This window comes from Pedobacter sp. AK013 (assembly GCF_014205835.1).
Taxonomy (GTDB): Bacteria; Bacteroidota; Bacteroidia; order Sphingobacteriales; family Sphingobacteriaceae; genus Pedobacter.
The window spans coordinates 114,763-130,269 of record NZ_JACHCQ010000016.1; the positions used below are offsets into that span (position 1 = coordinate 114,763).

The window sequence follows — 15,507 nt, forward strand, 5'->3', positions numbered from 1 at the left end:
AACATTTAAACAGAGACCGCCTTAGCAGGATATCTCTGCAACACTAACTTTTAAATATTCGTAGAAATGAAAAGGGTCTATTTAGATAATGCAGCCACAACGCCTTTAGATGCGGCAGTAATCGCAGAAATGACAAACGTGATGGAAAACTATTTCGGTAATCCATCTGCCATTCATGCGCTTGGCCGTGAGGTGAGAACGCTTGTAGAGAAAGCCCGTAAAACCGTTTCTGGCCTGCTAAACGCGTCTCCATCCGAAATATTTTTTACTTCTGGGGGCACCGAGGCCGATAATACAGCTATCCGTTGTGGAATTTCTGCCTATGGAATTAAACATGCCATTACTTCGAAAATAGAGCACCATGCTGTTGAGCATACTTTAAATACGATGCTTAAAAATGGTGAGATCGATAAACTAAGTTTCGTTAATATTGATGAAAAAGGAAATATCGATTATAACCACTTAGAAGAACTACTTCAAAATAATGAACGTACTTTCGTTTCGTTGATGCATGCCAATAACGAATTGGGTACCCTGACCAATATGGTTAAAGTTGGCGATATCTGCGAGAAATACAATGCCATTTACCATGCCGATACCGTTCAAACCATGGGGCATTACCCGCATAACGTACGTGAGCTTAAAGCTCATTTTATTGTTTGCGCGGCGCACAAGCTTCACGGGCCTAAAGGTGTTGGATTTTTATATGTAAACAGCAACATTAAAATTCCACCAATGATTTATGGTGGAGCGCAGGAGCGCAATATGCGCGGTGGTACCGAAAATGTATATGGTATTGTGGGTTTAGCTAAAGCCTTAGAAATTGCTTATGCAGAAATGGATCAGCATCAATCGTACATTCAAGGCTTAAAAGATTATTTGAAAGCACAGTTAATTGCCGAAATCCCGGGAATTGCTTTTAATGGCGAAACAGATGCCGATAAAAGTTTGTACACAGTATTGAATGTATCGTTCCCAGAGATGGACATGGCCGATATGTTGTTGTTTAATTTAGATATCAATGGTATCTGCGCTTCTGGTGGCAGCGCATGCTCTTCTGGCTCAAATATAGGCTCACATGTATTAAACGGCATTAATGCCGATCCAAACCGCCCTTCCGTTCGCTTTTCATTTAGCAAATACACTACAAAAGAAGAGCTAGATTATGTAATAGAAAAAGTTAAAATGGTAGTAAAGCAAAATGCTTTAGCTTAAAATATCATTAACCAAATAGGAGAGTCTCAATGAAAATTGGGACTTTTTTGCATAAAAATTTAACTGTTTTTTTGGAAAGCAGGTTTACAAATTGAAGCCAGTATTGCTATTGAGGGTTTAACGGCATGATGCCTGATCTATTCTGCACATTGCTGCCTTAAATAGTTACGCGAACTGTGCCGCCTAAACCTGATCGGAACGGACACGAAGTAGAGTGAAGGGCAGGACTATATTTACCTAAACGCTACTGTGGCTGATTTCCAAAATGAAAAATCGCGTTTAAAAATAATTACCGCTTTTGGTGAGGCGAAAAAACTCTTGCAAAATTCAAAAATAAAACTTATATTTAATTAAGATAAAGGCAATCTACGCCATTTTAATGTTGTTCCAGAACGAAACCTTATCAAATTCCCCCTGGTATAAGGTTAAGCAAATTTTAAAAAGCTTTTTTACTAAGGCATTGTGCAGTTTAAAAAGGTATTCGGATTAAAATTGTTAACCCTGAAAACTAACCATGTTTTCAACAATCTATATCGTCATGGAAAAGAGCCAAAACAATCAAAATCTAGAGAACGCGAAACAGGAAGAAAAATTAAATGAAGAGCGGAAACACATTTACAAGTTTATCCTTAATCCATTTTCGTTTGAATCTTCAAATCATTTCAATAAAATCCATAAAAGAAGATTTCATTCTTTCGGCTGCATTCACGAATTAGGAAATCTTCCTGGAGCAATGCTGTAATTGCGAAGGTAAGTATGGTATTAATGCTAATGGCTTTTCTAAAGAGAGGTAGATACATCTTTGTGATGTGGATGAACACTTTGGGTGACTAGGAAATACTAGTTGGAATAGGCTATGCTGTGTTTGATGGGGCGTTAAACATAAAATTTATAAACTGAGTTCGATTATTATTTGCGGTGAGCATCTGCTTTTTATCGCTCGTGGTTAGTCGTCTCGTTATGCTGGTGAGCCACCAAACATGGAAGTAGGGCTAATAAATTGGTAATCAATAAACACATTCCCAAAACAGCTAAGAAAAAACAATCTTATTTTTTACTTGTTGCTTAAGTACATCAATTTACAATTGCTATGGAAACAAATAAGGAAAAAGGTAAAGTTGTTGAGAACGATTTGCTAGATAAAAAAGTAGAAGATGTGAGAGATCATGATTCTTTAGATGAAAATAAATCATCGAAAATAACTACTAATCTTTTTAATAAAGATGATAAACGTAAGAATAATCCACTGGGGCCGGGGCACGAGCCCGGGCCAACACCAGGTTCAGGAATATAATAGTTCAGAATATAATTTACGAACAAAATAATTAAATTTAAACCACGGTAAATGCCGTGGTTTTTTAGCTTAACCCCAAAATGGAAAGAAGAAATTTTATTAAGAATTCGGCACTGGTTATGGCCTTGTTATCAATTTATAAAACAGATGTTTTTGCACAGCAGGAATTGTTCCGCGCCTATAATTTTAAACCGCTCCGTAACGATGTGGGTATATTTACCGAACAAGGTGGCACCATTGGCTGGCTAAATTCTAAAAACGGTTTTGTGGTGGTAGATGCACAATTTCCGACCACAGCACCGCATGTGATCGAAGAATTGAAAAAACTCGGTGAAAAACCTTTCAAATACCTGATTAATACGCACCACCATGGTGATCATACCGCAGGGAATATTTCTTTCAAAGGATTGGCCGAAAAAGTGGTGGCCCACCAAAATTCGCTGATTAACCAGAAAAGAAGTGCAGAAAAAGCAAACAACTTAGATAAACAGTTACTGCCCGATACTACTTTCGGAACAAAATGGACTGCAAAAGTAGGAGATGAGAACATAAAAGCTTATTATTATGGTTCTGGTCATACCAACGGAGATGCCGTTTACCATTTTGAGCATGCCAACATTGTTCATGTGGGCGATTTAGTCTTCAACCGTAAATTCCCTTATATTGACAGAGAAAATGGGGCACATATTGGCAATTGGATCACCGCATTGGATAAGATCCTGAATCAGTTTGATAAGGATACCTTGTTTATCTGGGGACACAGTTTAGATCCCGAAAAAGTAACTGGAAATAAAGCAGACGTTAAAGCTTTTCAAAATTACCTTCAAAATCTTTTAACTTTTGTTGGTGGAGAAATCAAAGCTGGTAAAAGCAAAGAAGATATCTTAAAAACAGCTACAATTCCAAATGCACCTGAATGGCAGGGAGAAGGCATCCAAAGAAGCTTAACCGCTGCTTACGATGAATTGAAAGGAGCTTAATCTCATATTCCATAAGAAAATTCGTCATCTCGACTGAAGTGCAGCGGAATGGAGAGATCTGTCTTGGCAGATTTAGCTTCGCTGAGCCTTCGGGTTTTCGACTGCGGTGCACTTCGCTCGAAATGACGATATCCGCCTGTGTTTATCTGCGGTATAAAATTTTGATCTTCCGATAATACATCCTTCCAAATCTTTTTTCAATTTATAAACGTTCTATATTTAAAATAATTCTTTCAACGTCATTGAATTACAGTAGGCTTTAGTGTTTAACAACTATATTTGTTACAATTCAAAATCTACAGCTCATGGATGATTTTATCGCAGCCCGTTCCCAAATGGCCTTATCGTTAGGCTTCCACATCATTTTTTCCTGTATTGGTATGGTAATGCCTTTCTTTATGGCCGTATCGCATTATAAATGGCTTAAAACAAACAATGAGGTATATAAAAACCTTACTAAAGCCTGGAGTAAAGGGGTGGCCATATTTTTTGCTACAGGAGCGGTATCGGGTACTATGTTGTCATTCGAACTGGGCCTGCTCTGGCCGAAATTTATGGATCATGCCGGACCGATATTCGGAATGCCTTTTTCACTTGAAGGAACAGCCTTTTTTATCGAAGCGATAGCGCTGGGTTTTTTCCTATACGGGTGGAATAAACTGAATAAATGGTTCCATTGGTTTACAGGGATGGTAGTTGGAGTAAGTGGACTTGCTTCCGGTATATTGGTAGTTGCAGCAAATGCCTGGATGAATAGTCCGGCAGGTTTTGATTTTGTAAACGGACAATACCTTAATATCGATCCCATACAGGCTATGTTTAATAAAGCCTGGTTTAGTCAGGCACTACACATGTGTTTAGCCGCATTTACGGCCACAGGATTTGCTGTGGCAGGCGTACACGCTTTAATGATCTTACGGAACAGAAATGCATATTTTCATTTAAAAGCTTTTAAAATAGCTGCTGTATTTGCCTGCATTGCTGCTTTGTTGCAGCCATTAAGTGGCGATATCTCTGCAAAAGATGTTGCCATACGCCAACCCGCTAAGCTTGCTGCAATGGAAGCGTTGTATAAAACAGAAAAACCTGCGCCGCTTTTAATTGGTGGCATTGTTAACGAGAAAGACAAAACGGTGAAAGGTGCAATAGAAATACCAGGGGCATTAAGTTTTCTGGCGCATGGCGATTTCAAAGCTGAAGTTAAAGGTTTAGATCAGATTCCTGAAAACGAACATCCTCCAGTGGCTATTACCCATTATGCTTTCCAGATTATGGTGGGAATTGGCACGCTGCTACTTTTAGTAGCCATAACTTATTTCTTCATTTTATTTAAAAAGAAACCGCTAACTGAGAAACGTTGGTTGTTGAAATTATTTGTTGCGGCCATTCCGCTTGGTTACATCGCTTTAGAGGCTGGTTGGGTAGTTACAGAGGTTGGTAGGCAGCCATGGATTATTTATGGTATTATGCGCACTAAAGATGCCGTTACGCCGATGCCTGGTATTGCTTACTCATTTTATATCTTCTCGGTAATTTACATTTCTTTAAGCATTATCGTAACGTTTTTGCTTTACCGCCAGATTAAAATGGTTCCTGTATTGTACAATAATCCTGAATCTAATAAATAAGAACAGATGAAAGACGTTGTAATTATATTTTTATGCATGGCCATCCTGCTTTACTTTTTATTGGGTGGGGCCGATTTTGGTGCTGGAATTATAGAACTATTTACTTCAACAAAGAACAGAAGTAAAACCCGTAAAACCATGTATCAGGCTATTGGTCCGGTTTGGGAGGCAAACCATATGTGGTTAATTATTGCCATTGTAATCCTTTTTGTAGGTTTTCCGCATATTTATACCACCATGTCTGTTTATCTGCATATTCCATTGGCGATTATGCTTATTGGAATTATTGCGCGCGGTACTGCCTTTGTATTTCGCCATTATGATGCTGTTAAAGATGATATGCAGTGGTTTTATAACCGTATATTCAGGTATTCGAGTTTTGTTACCGCATTATTTCTCGGCATTATTGCAGGAAGTTTAATCTCGGGGCATATCGATACGCAGGCAACCGATTTCTACACTGCCTATATTTCTGGCTGGTTAAACTGGTTTTCTGTTGCTGTAGGCTTATTTACTGTCGCGCTATGTGGTTTTCTTGCTGCGATTTATCTTATAGGTGAAACAAAAGAAGCACATGATAAACGCCGTTTTATTAAAAAAGCCGAATTTATGAATGTGGCTGCTGTAGTTTTTGGTGCAATGGTATTTATTGCTGCACAGCGGGATAAAATTCCGTTAATTGAATGGGTTTTTAAAAGCAATGTCGGCTTATTGGCCATTATTTCGGCCAGTTTATCCCTTGTATTGTTATGGTACCTGTTAATTAAAGGCAAAACGAAGGTTCTACGCATTTTAGCAGGCTTCCAGGTAACGATGATCCTCCTGGCAATAAGTTATGCCCATTTCCCAAATTTTATCCGTTTAAAAAGCGGAAATGCGATTTCGCTTTTAGAAACTGCCGGACCTGAAAAAACCATTTATAGTTTAGGTTTAGCACTTTTATTGGGCAGTGTGCTGATTTTGCCTTTTTTAGGGTACTTGTTTTATAAATTTCAGAAGAAAGAGGAGTAAGCATTACGTCAATCAAAAGTATCGTCATCTCAACTGAAATGCAGTGGAATAGGGAGATCTACCTCAATAGATTTAGCTTTGCTGAGTACTGACGTGGTTCTTGACTTCGTTGCGCTCCGCTCGAAATGACGATGCGTGTATAACAAAAAAGAGCACCTGTTTCCAAATGCTCTCTTATAAAACGATTTAAAATCTTTATTTATAAACCTCCTTTTCTATTCGATTTCGTTTGTGCCGGCCAGGTTGCTGGTTTTCCGGTACGTTCGTTTACTGGTAAATCAGTAGCTTTTTCGGTAGATGTTTTTTCGGGATCTTCTGAAGCCATATAAACCATAATGGCAGCTAAAATCACATTGCTTTTAATTTCATCAAAAACCAATTTGTCGTAACTGTCGCGATTGGTGTGCCAGGTATATGTGCCATAATCCCAGCTGGTAGAACTTAATGAATAACCCAATGCCCCGGCAGCTACAAATGAAGCAAAATCTGAGCCTCCTGCACCAGGCGAACCTGGGAAGTTGGTTTTGATCTGGTTTTTAATGGTATCGGGTACTGCGGCCAACCAACGGGTAATGTAATCTTTCGATTTGGCAAAACCCTGTCCGCCAATATTAACCACACGGCCGGTACCGTTATCCTGATTAAATAAAGCTTGAAGATTGTTTACAATTTCTGGATGATCTTCTACAAAAGCCCTCGAGCCGTTTAAGCCTTGCTCTTCGCTACCCCAATGGCCAACCAAAATGGTGCGTTTTGGGTTAGGATAAATTTTCTTTAAAATGCGCATGGCTTCCATCATTAAAATAGTACCCGAGCCATTATCGGTAGCGCCACTTGCACCATCCCACGAATCGAAATGTGCCGATAGCATCACGTATTCATTCGGTTTCTGTGTGCCTTTAATTTCTGCGATTGTATTAAAAGTTGGTACTACGCCTAATTTCTTGGAATCTGCCTCGATTCTTAATTTAGGCTTGTCTCCATTTAAGGCCAAACGGTAAACCAGGCCGTAATCTTCAACAGATAAATCTAAGGTTGGGATCTTTTTAGTATTTGCACCAAAAATTTTATCTACACCAAAGCCCTGGGACCAATTGTTGATCACTACTGCTACTGCACCTGCATTTTCTATAGCTACAGGAAGCGTTTTTGCGGTTAAACCCGTCTTGGTTATGCTGGCTGTCCATGCTTTAGCGGCATCGGCTTTTTCTTTTTTAAACTTTTCGAATAAATCTTTTGTGGCAAATTCTTCCCAGTTTTTTTCTGGTCGGCCAGAAAGTTGGTTCATCGAAATCAATACGATTTTACCTTTTACATTTGGTAACCATTTTTGAAAAGATACCGAATCTGTAATTTCGGGAAGAATAATGGCTCCGGCATTAATGGCTTTGCCATTGGTTGATGGGCTCCAGGCCAATTGTGTACCTTCTAAGGTTCTAACCCGTGGACTTATTAAATCGATATGTGTAATGCCCCTTTCCCAGCCGGCCCATTCACCCCATTTTTCGTTTTTGGCCGTGATGCCCCAGTCGCTGTATTTTTTTACGGCCCAATCGTTGGCCTGCTTCATTTGCGGCGATCCAACTAAACGTGGCCCCACAACATCAAGCAATTCGTGAGCGAGTTTCTCCAATTGAGAATTTTCGTTCACTTCTTTAACAATATTGTCGATTACTTTCTTATCCTGGGCGAAAGCACAGGTAGAAGCGCATAAAAATAATGCGGAAAAGAGTAATTTTTTATTCATAATTAGTTATTAGTTAGTGTTGATTATTAGTTAAGCTAATTTATGAAATAAGGGCTAGGATGATGTTAATGGAAAGAGTAGGGTCGCAATTTGATGTAGTGTCAGCTGTTACCAGCTGACATTAATGGAATTCATTGAACTCAAAGGTCAAAAAGCCTAAAAGCTGCTCTTCTGTATCTTGTCATGAAAAGGCAAGTACTCTGAAAGCGCTGCAGAGCCATACCAATTGTATAATTCTGGTTCCAGTAATTTGGCTTTTACTGCCGGATCGCTTTCCAATAACTGTTTGGCTTCTTCGATCGATTTGGTGTTTAAAATAAAAATGCCGCGATAATTTTTGTCGTTTTTACCCATTGGCCCAGCAACTACCAATTTTTGCATCTCAACCATTTTGCCCATGTTAGCCATGTGGCCTGCAAATAAACTATCGGTTCTTGCTTTTGTTTCTGTAGTGTTTGTACCTGATTTCAGAATAACCAGCACATACATTTTCATACCGTAATTATCGGCACCGAGTTTTTTGGCCAAAGCTTCATCGTAAGGGGTTTTAGTTTTTTTCTCCTGTGCTTGTATAGCGAGCGTAACGGTAATCAGGTAGATGAATAGGAGTATCTTTTTCATTTTAGTTTACGGTTTGGTTAGTTTAAAAATAAGAAAAATTGTGGTATTCCACTCCTTTGTACGGGGGGCTGCTGGGTGGGGTGATTGTAGCACTTGCTAGGAAAATCTCTCAAAAGAACCACAGGTTCATGTTAAATAAACCTGATTGCCGCGGAAAGCCCGGAGTATAGCGAGGACTTGAAGCAAAAAGCAGGACTGAAATAACCGATGTTATTAAAGCCCTGCTTTCCTAAATATTATGAATTCGTTTTTTGGCACCCAGACCAATGAACTATTGAACCAGCTAGTTGTTCATCATTTTAATAAAAGCACCTAATTTAGCTTTCATGGCTCTTCTATCTACAATAAAATCGAGGAAACCGTGTTCAAGAACGAATTCTGAAGTTTGAAAACCTTTAGGTAAGTCTTTTTTAATGGTTTCTTTAATTACCCTTGGACCTGCAAAGCCGATTAGTGCGCCTGGTTCTGCAATATTAATATCGCCTAACATAGCGTATGATGCAGTTACACCACCAGTAGTTGGGTCGGTTAATAAAGAGATGTATGGAACTTTAGCCTGACTTAATAAAGCCAGTTTAGCAGAAGTTTTAGCCATTTGCATTAATGAAAATGCGGCTTCCATCATACGTGCGCCACCTGATTTTGAGATCATCAGGAACGGAATTTTATGCTTGATACTATAATCGATCGATCTCGCAATTTTTTCGCCGACAACCGAACCCATAGAACCGCCGATAAAAGCGAAATCCATACAGGCGATTACGAGGTCTTGTCCTTCGATTTTACCAACACCAGCACGGATAGCGTCTTTTAAGCCTGTTTTAGCCTGACTTTCTTTAATTCTATCGGTGTAAGGTTTATTATCGTTAAAATTTAAAGGGTCGCCCGATGTTAGGTTAGGGAACAGCTCTTTAAATTCGTTATTATCAAATAAAACCTCGAAATATTCTTTTGAGCCTACTCTCAGGTGGTAATCGCAGTAATGGCAAACATATTTGTTTTCCTGAAGTTCTGCCTGATGTAGCGGTTTTTTACAATTCGGACATTTATTCCACAAGCCATCTGGTGCTTCTTTTTTCTCTTCTGTTGTGGTGATGATACCTTTTTTTTCTCTCTTAAACCAAGCCATATAATTTTTTGAAGAATTGGATTGCAAAGAAACGAAAAATAAAATAAAGTCGAACCTTTATTAGACGTAAAAATAGTCAATGCTTAGTTGGCTGATAGTAGGTGGTCAATTGTGAAGGTAATTGAATACTGGTATTTGGCTATTGGCAACTGCGAACTGAAAACTGAGGTGTGTCTTTATTACACTAAGGATAATGTGTTTTTTACACTAAATAGGCCTTATTTTGCTGTTAGGCAAATAATTCTGTGGTAAGAAAAGCTTGGAATGTTATTTTTTTTTATAACTTCGGACTTAATAAAATTAACAAGAAATGAGTTTAAAAGGCTACAAAGGCGTAATTTACGGAGATGCCGTTCAAGAATTATTTGAGCAGGCTAAAAAACATCAGTTTGCTTTACCAGCAGTAAACGTTACCGGTACCAATACGGTAAATGCGGTATTAGAAACTGCTAAGGCAGTAAATTCGCCTGTTATGATTCAATTATCTAATGGAGGTGCACAGTTTTATGCAGGCAAATCTTTAGATAATGAGAAATTGCAAGCATGTATTTTAGGTGCTGTATCGGCAGCTAAACATGTACATTTATTGGCAGAGCATTATGGTGTTGCCGTGGTTTTACATACCGACCACGCCGCTAAAAAATTATTGCCTTGGATTGATGGACTTTTAGACCACGGCGAAAAATTCTTCGCTGAAACCGGAAAACCTTTGTTTTCGTCACACATGTTGGATTTATCGGAAGAGTCCATCGAAGAAAACATGGAAATTTCTGCTAAATATTTAGCACGCATGGCTAAAATGAATATGACTATCGAAATCGAACTTGGTGTTACAGGTGGTGAGGAAGATGGTGTAGATAATAGCGATGTAGACAGCTCAAAACTATATACCCAGCCTAGCGAAGTGGCTTATGCTTACGAAGAATTGAGTAAGGTATCTCCTCGTTTTACAGTTGCTGCTGCTTTTGGTAACGTACATGGTGTTTATAAACCAGGTAATGTAAAACTGCAACCAGTAATTTTGAAAAATTCTCAGGATTTTATCAAAGAAAAATTTGGCTTAAGTGCAGAGAAACCAATCAATTTCGTATTCCACGGTGGTTCTGGTTCTACTCAGGAAGAAATCAGGGAAGCAATTTCTTACGGTGCAATTAAAATGAATATCGATACTGATATGCAGTGGGCATTTTGGGAAGGTATTTTAGAATACTATAAAAAGAACGAAGCTTATCTTCAAGGCCAGATTGGTAACCCTGAGGGCGATGATAAGCCAAATAAAAAATATTATGATCCACGCGTTTGGTTGCGTAAAGGTGAAGAAGCTTTTGTGAAGCGTTTAACTACTGCTTTTGAAGATCTAAACTGTATTAACGTTAACGATAAGCTGTAAATCAGTTTTAAGGTTGGAAAGTTGAAAGGTTTTAACGTTTAGAGTATGCTAACATTTTAACTTTGCAACATTTTTAACATTTTAACAACAAAGAAAGCGCCATGGGTTTAAAAACTTATGGCGCTTTTGTTTGTTTTATGGTTATATTTAAGCAAACAAATTGTAATGGCAAAATCTAAAAACGGTACCAGCAAAAATAACTTTTTTGAGCGGTTTGCAAATGCGGCAACCAAATTTACGGGCAGCTCTATTGCATTTATAGCAGCAACTGCGATTGTGATTATATGGGCGGTAACTGGCCCACTTTTCAACTATTCTGAAACCTGGCAATTGGTGATTAATACAGGTACAACGATTATTACCTTCTTGATGGTTTTTTTGATCCAAAAGGCCCAGAATAAGGATGGAAAAGCAATACAATTGAAGCTAAACGAGTTAATTGCGGCGCACGAAAAAGCCAGTAACCGCATGGTTGATATTGAAGATTTAACAGAAAAGGATTTGGATCAGTTACACAAATTTTACGTTACGATTGCCTCACTTGCCAAAAAAGAGGCCGATATTCATTGCTCGCATTCAATTGATGTTGCTGAGGCATTAAATGAAATTAAATTAAAATCGAATAAACACTTTAAACACCACGATAATGAGTCTGCAAGTTCAAAAAGTTAATCATCCCGAAGATTTAGATAAAGTATTTGAGATCCGTAAGATTGTTTTTGTTGAGGAGCAGAATTGCCCGCCTGAGCTGGAGTGGGAACATGAGGATGAATCGGTGCATTTTTTGGCTACACACAACGGACAGCCTTGTGGTGCGTGCAGGTGGCGTAAAACGGATAGTGGTTATAAATTGGAACGTTTTGCGGTTTTAAAGGATTTTAGAGGTCATGGGGTTGGCCGGGCATTAATTGCCGAAGCGCTATCTGATCTGCCAGAAGATGCACATTATATTTACCTGAATTCGCAGTTAGATGCCATGAGTTTGTATGCTAAATTCGGTTTTGTAGCAGAGGGAGAGCAATTTGAAGAGGCTGGTATACAGCATTTTAAAATGGTGAAGCAGGTTTGAATTTTGAAAACTATATTTGCAATTCAAAACATAATAAATGAAAAAAATAATACTCTCAACATTTCTATTGACTCTTGCTTTTTTATCTAAAGCTCAGAAAATTGATACCGTTTATTTCGATAATAAATGGGTTAAAACAGATAAATCAAATAAATACTATTATAGAGTTGTAGAAGAAAATAAATCAAAGGAAACGTTTTCAGTTAAGGATTTTTATAATACGGGAACTTTACAAATGGAAGGAACTTACTCATCTATGAATCCTGAAGTTAAAAATGGAGAATTTATCTGGTACTACGACAATGGTCAGAAGCGTATTGAATCTACCTTTAAAAATAATGAAATAATTAAGAAGCGCGAGTGGGACAGTAATGGTAATTTAAAAACTGAACATGAATTGGTTAATATAACCAATAGCACAACAGGAGAAGCAACAAAAGCGATTATTGAGAGAGTTCCACAGTTTCCAGGTGGAAGAGAGGCTTTATTCGATTTTATTTCCAGAAAAGTTAGGTACCCATCGGCTTTAATTAAGGAAGGCGTGGTAGGCAGAGTGATTGTTAGATTTGTTGTTACGAAAGAAGGTAAGGTTACTGATCCTGAAATTATACAAAGTATTCATCCATTATTAGATGCAGAGGCAATAAGAGTTGTAAAGCTAATGCCGAAATGGGAACCTGGCAAACAAAATGGTGAATTTGTTGGTGTGAAATTTTCTCTTCCTTTTAACTTTAATTTATAATTCTATCCCCGTATATTCTGAGAAAAAATAGCTAGTAGCAGAGTTATAGAAATCACAGATTTTTTTTATCTGTTTTTCCATGGAATAAAAATCTATCCAAATACCTTCCCAGATAAAACCATTGCCTCATTCCATTTATCCATATTAAGGTTTAAACTTTCTCCCTGTGCATTCAAAAAGCCAATTACATCTTCGGTAGCAATGTTACCTGTGAGGTCATCAGCAGCCATGGGGCAACCACCAAAACCTTTTAAAGCCGAATCAATACGTTTTACGCCAGAACGATAAGCAGCTTCTATCTTTTCGAAACGCTCAGCAGGAGTGGAGTGTAAATGAATACCAATTTCAATAGTGTTAAACCTCGAAATCAGTTTAGGTAATATGCTTTCTATCTTTTCTGCTGTGGAAATACCCACAGTATCAGCTAACGATAAAATTTCCACACCTTTACTCACCAGTACATCGGCCCATTTTTCTACAATTTCATAATTCCATTCATCACCATAAGGATTTCCAAAACCCATTGATAGATAAACAACTGCTTTTTTATTGTTTTTAGCACAAAGGGAGAGCATTTCTTGTACTGTATTTAGCGATTGTGTGATACTTGAATTGGTGTTACGTTGTTGGAAGGTCTCAGAGATAGAAAAGGGAAATCCAAGGTAATCGATCTGCTGATACTTTGCAGCGCTTTCTACGCCCCTTAAATTGGCTACAATGGCCAAAAGTTTAGTATTCGTGTTGCCTAGGTTCAATTGCGCCAGAACTTCAGCTGTATCGGCCATTTGTGGAATGGCTTTAGGCGATACAAAACTTCCAAAATCGAGTGTATCAAAACCAACCTGAAGCAAAAGGTTCAAATACTCAACCTTAAGTTCAGTTGGAACAAAATCATGTAATCCTTGCATGGCATCGCGTGGACATTCTACTAATTTGAAGTTGTTTTGGCTCATGTTTTTGGTTTAACCGCAAAGTGCGCAAAGTTTTTCGCAAAGAAAAGAAGAAACAGCAAACAAATTTTTATCATTAAAGTTACCTTAAAGACTAAAGACTAAAGACTAAAGACTAAAGACTAAAGACTAAAGACTAAAGACTAAAGACTATGGCACCTTAACTTCTTCTTTCGCTGTTGGTAACTCATCTCTATAATCCACACTCCGATCTTTTGCAAAGGTTCTGATAATTAAACGGGTTCCCCGATCATAACTGAAGTAGCTCCAAACCCAGTTTACGAAAACAATAATCTTGTTTCTGAAGCCTACCAATGTCATTAAATGTACAAACATCCACGTAAACCACGCAAAAACGCCCTGAAAACGGATTTTTCCAATATCTACAACAGCTTTATTTCTACCTACCGTAGCCATAGAGCCTTTATCGAAGTATTTAAATTTCTCTAGCGGTTTATTTTCTCTGATGTTGATCAGATTTTTCGCTAAATGATGCCCTTGCTGAATAGCTGCCGGCGCAACTCCTGGATGACCATTAGGTGTTTCTTCATCAATGATAGCGGCAACATCACCAATGGCATATACATTTTGATAACCCACCACTAAATTTTGCGAGTCAGTTTTCAATCTGCCGCCTCTTACCACTTCGGCTCTATCTAAACCTGCTAATACTTGTCCTTTAACACCTGCACTCCAAATTACGGTAGAACTTAAAATTGGTACCTTATCCTGTAAGGTGAGCGTATGTCCGTCGTAACCCAGTACCCTTGTTTCGTTCATGATGGTAACACCCATATCGGTAAGGAAATCTTTTGCTTTTTTCTGTGCCTGTGGCGACATTACACCCAGTAATTCTGGAGAATTTTCGATCAGGTAAATATTCACCTTCCTAAAATCCATTTCTGGATAATCGTTCGGAATTACATGCTTTTTAAGCTCTGCAATAGCTCCAGAGGTTTCAACACCTGTTGGACCACCGCCCACTACAACAAAATTTAACAGGGCACTTTTTTTATCTACATCTTTTTCGATCAGTGATTTTTCGAAATTCTGTAAAATCAAACTTCTCAAATCCAGCGCCTCGGGAATGGATTTCATTGGCATTGTATTGGCTTCGATTTCTTTATTACCAAAGAAATTACTGGTAGAGCCTGTGGCGATAACCAAATAATCGTAATTGATTCTACCAATGTCGGTTTGTAAACAGTTTTCAGCCGCGTTAACTTCTGTAACTTTGGTTACGCGAAAAATCAGGTTCTTTTGACCTTTAAAAATCTTTCTTAGGGGAAATGCTATGGAATCGGCTTCTAAACCTCCTGTAGCTACCTGGTAAAGTAAGGGTTGAAAAGTATGATAGTTATGTTTATCGAGCATAACCACCTGAAAAGGCTTATTTTTTAAACGTTTAGCTAACTCTATTCCGCCAAATCCACCGCCAACTATAACTACTCTAGGGTATTCGCTTTTAGGAAGTTGTAAATCCATTTTGTATCGGTTTATCTATTGCTAATGTAACAAAAAGATGGCCAAAAGGTTTAAAAAATGAGGTTTTGGTCGTTATTCTGGTTAAATAACGAAGATATAACGTTGACATGACGAAGGGTGATTTTGTGGCTTTATCGTACTGGCTAAAAATAAATAAACCTCCTATGAATAAAACCCTTTTTCAAGCAGCTTAGGAAGCTTTTTCTTTTTTTATGGGCAAAAGATGTTCCCTGTCCTGAGAATTGG

15 protein-coding genes are annotated in these 15,507 nt (G+C 38.2%); 10 read left to right on the top strand and 5 right to left on the bottom strand.

What is annotated here, in order from left to right:
* Positions 1–66 precede the first annotated feature (66 nt).
* The 6 genes from HDC90_RS12620 (at position 67) to HDC90_RS12645 (ending at position 6,128) form a co-directional block, all read left to right on the top strand.
* On the top strand, positions 67–1,215 hold the full coding sequence (locus tag HDC90_RS12620; RefSeq protein WP_184466856.1) for a cysteine desulfurase family protein: 1,149 nt from the start codon (positions 67–69) through the stop codon (positions 1,213–1,215).
* A 538-nt stretch (positions 1,216–1,753) separates the two neighbouring features.
* A complete protein-coding gene (locus tag HDC90_RS12625; protein ID WP_169502355.1) occupies positions 1,754–1,957 on the top strand; it encodes a hypothetical protein in 204 nt (67 codons plus the stop codon).
* 348 nt (positions 1,958–2,305) lie between these two features.
* Positions 2,306–2,509, top strand: a complete 204-nt coding sequence (locus HDC90_RS12630; protein WP_029280513.1) for a hypothetical protein — start codon at positions 2,306–2,308, stop codon at positions 2,507–2,509.
* A gap of 80 nt (positions 2,510–2,589) precedes the next feature.
* Positions 2,590–3,489, top strand: coding sequence for an MBL fold metallo-hydrolase (locus HDC90_RS12635; protein WP_184466857.1), 900 nt, complete (start codon positions 2,590–2,592; stop codon positions 3,487–3,489).
* Positions 3,490–3,794: 305 nt separating this feature from the next.
* The gene (locus HDC90_RS12640; protein WP_184466859.1) at positions 3,795–5,117 is read left to right on the top strand and encodes a cytochrome ubiquinol oxidase subunit I; all 1,323 of its coding nucleotides are present in this window, start codon (positions 3,795–3,797) and stop codon (positions 5,115–5,117) included.
* A 6-nt stretch (positions 5,118–5,123) separates the two neighbouring features.
* On the top strand, positions 5,124–6,128 hold the full coding sequence (locus tag HDC90_RS12645; protein WP_184466861.1) for a cytochrome d ubiquinol oxidase subunit II: 1,005 nt from the start codon (positions 5,124–5,126) through the stop codon (positions 6,126–6,128).
* Positions 6,129–6,327: 199 nt separating this feature from the next.
* Here HDC90_RS12645 and HDC90_RS12650 read toward each other — a convergent pair whose 3' ends face one another.
* From HDC90_RS12650 to accD, 3 genes are all read right to left on the bottom strand, one after another.
* The gene (locus HDC90_RS12650) at positions 6,328–7,875 is read right to left on the bottom strand and encodes a M20/M25/M40 family metallo-hydrolase (protein ID WP_184466863.1); all 1,548 of its coding nucleotides are present in this window, start codon (positions 7,873–7,875) and stop codon (positions 6,328–6,330) included.
* A 156-nt stretch (positions 7,876–8,031) separates the two neighbouring features.
* On the bottom strand, positions 8,032–8,496 hold the full coding sequence (locus HDC90_RS12655; protein WP_184466865.1) for a YciI family protein: 465 nt from the start codon (positions 8,494–8,496) through the stop codon (positions 8,032–8,034).
* A 283-nt stretch (positions 8,497–8,779) separates the two neighbouring features.
* Positions 8,780–9,625, bottom strand: a complete 846-nt coding sequence (gene accD / locus HDC90_RS12660; RefSeq protein ID WP_184466867.1) for an acetyl-CoA carboxylase, carboxyltransferase subunit beta — start codon at positions 9,623–9,625, stop codon at positions 8,780–8,782.
* 310 nt (positions 9,626–9,935) lie between these two features.
* Between accD and fbaA the strand changes: the two genes are divergently transcribed.
* The 4 genes from fbaA to HDC90_RS12680 all read left to right on the top strand — a co-directional run bounded on the left by fbaA (position 9,936) and on the right by HDC90_RS12680 (position 12,826).
* Positions 9,936–11,015, top strand: a complete 1,080-nt coding sequence (fbaA, locus tag HDC90_RS12665; RefSeq protein WP_184466869.1) for a class II fructose-bisphosphate aldolase — start codon at positions 9,936–9,938, stop codon at positions 11,013–11,015.
* Between the two features lie 165 nt (positions 11,016–11,180).
* On the top strand, positions 11,181–11,687 hold the full coding sequence (locus HDC90_RS12670; protein WP_184466871.1) for a low affinity iron permease family protein: 507 nt from the start codon (positions 11,181–11,183) through the stop codon (positions 11,685–11,687).
* Complete coding sequence (locus tag HDC90_RS12675; RefSeq protein ID WP_184466873.1) at positions 11,662–12,084, top strand: GNAT family N-acetyltransferase; 423 nt, start codon at positions 11,662–11,664, stop codon at positions 12,082–12,084. The genes HDC90_RS12670 and HDC90_RS12675 overlap by 26 nt, the downstream gene beginning before the upstream one ends.
* Before the next feature lie 37 nt (positions 12,085–12,121).
* Positions 12,122–12,826 carry an energy transducer TonB gene (locus HDC90_RS12680; protein ID WP_184466875.1) on the top strand — a complete coding sequence of 235 codons (705 nt, stop codon included), beginning with the start codon at positions 12,122–12,124 and terminating at the stop codon, positions 12,824–12,826.
* A gap of 92 nt (positions 12,827–12,918) precedes the next feature.
* Here HDC90_RS12680 and HDC90_RS12685 read toward each other — a convergent pair whose 3' ends face one another.
* Positions 12,919–13,779, bottom strand: coding sequence for a hydroxymethylglutaryl-CoA lyase (locus tag HDC90_RS12685; protein ID WP_184466877.1), 861 nt, complete (start codon positions 13,777–13,779; stop codon positions 12,919–12,921).
* A 147-nt stretch (positions 13,780–13,926) separates the two neighbouring features.
* A complete protein-coding gene (locus HDC90_RS12690) occupies positions 13,927–15,261 on the bottom strand; it encodes an NAD(P)/FAD-dependent oxidoreductase (protein WP_184466879.1) in 1,335 nt (444 codons plus the stop codon).
* Between the last annotated feature and the right edge of the window lie 246 nt (positions 15,262–15,507).

Excerpts from the sequence above, each read along its gene's own strand:
- HDC90_RS12620 (WP_184466856.1), top strand. The coding sequence starts at position 67 with ATGAAAAGGGTCTATTTAGATAATGCAGCCACAACGCCTTTAGATGCG.
- HDC90_RS12625 (WP_169502355.1), top strand. The coding sequence starts at position 1,754 with ATGGAAAAGAGCCAAAACAATCAAAATCTAGAGAACGCGAAACAGGAA.
- HDC90_RS12630 (WP_029280513.1), top strand. The coding sequence starts at position 2,306 with ATGGAAACAAATAAGGAAAAAGGTAAAGTTGTTGAGAACGATTTGCTA.
- HDC90_RS12635 (WP_184466857.1), top strand. The coding sequence starts at position 2,590 with ATGGAAAGAAGAAATTTTATTAAGAATTCGGCACTGGTTATGGCCTTG.
- HDC90_RS12640 (WP_184466859.1), top strand. The coding sequence starts at position 3,795 with ATGGATGATTTTATCGCAGCCCGTTCCCAAATGGCCTTATCGTTAGGC.
- HDC90_RS12645 (WP_184466861.1), top strand. The coding sequence starts at position 5,124 with ATGAAAGACGTTGTAATTATATTTTTATGCATGGCCATCCTGCTTTAC.
- HDC90_RS12650 (WP_184466863.1), bottom strand. The coding sequence starts at position 7,875 with ATGAATAAAAAATTACTCTTTTCCGCATTATTTTTATGCGCTTCTACC.
- HDC90_RS12655 (WP_184466865.1), bottom strand. The coding sequence starts at position 8,496 with ATGAAAAAGATACTCCTATTCATCTACCTGATTACCGTTACGCTCGCT.
- accD (WP_184466867.1), bottom strand. The coding sequence starts at position 9,625 with ATGGCTTGGTTTAAGAGAGAAAAAAAAGGTATCATCACCACAACAGAA.
- fbaA (WP_184466869.1), top strand. The coding sequence starts at position 9,936 with ATGAGTTTAAAAGGCTACAAAGGCGTAATTTACGGAGATGCCGTTCAA.
- HDC90_RS12670 (WP_184466871.1), top strand. The coding sequence starts at position 11,181 with ATGGCAAAATCTAAAAACGGTACCAGCAAAAATAACTTTTTTGAGCGG.
- HDC90_RS12675 (WP_184466873.1), top strand. The coding sequence starts at position 11,662 with ATGAGTCTGCAAGTTCAAAAAGTTAATCATCCCGAAGATTTAGATAAA.
- HDC90_RS12680 (WP_184466875.1), top strand. The coding sequence starts at position 12,122 with ATGAAAAAAATAATACTCTCAACATTTCTATTGACTCTTGCTTTTTTA.
- HDC90_RS12685 (WP_184466877.1), bottom strand. The coding sequence starts at position 13,779 with ATGAGCCAAAACAACTTCAAATTAGTAGAATGTCCACGCGATGCCATG.
- HDC90_RS12690 (WP_184466879.1), bottom strand. The coding sequence starts at position 15,261 with ATGGATTTACAACTTCCTAAAAGCGAATACCCTAGAGTAGTTATAGTT.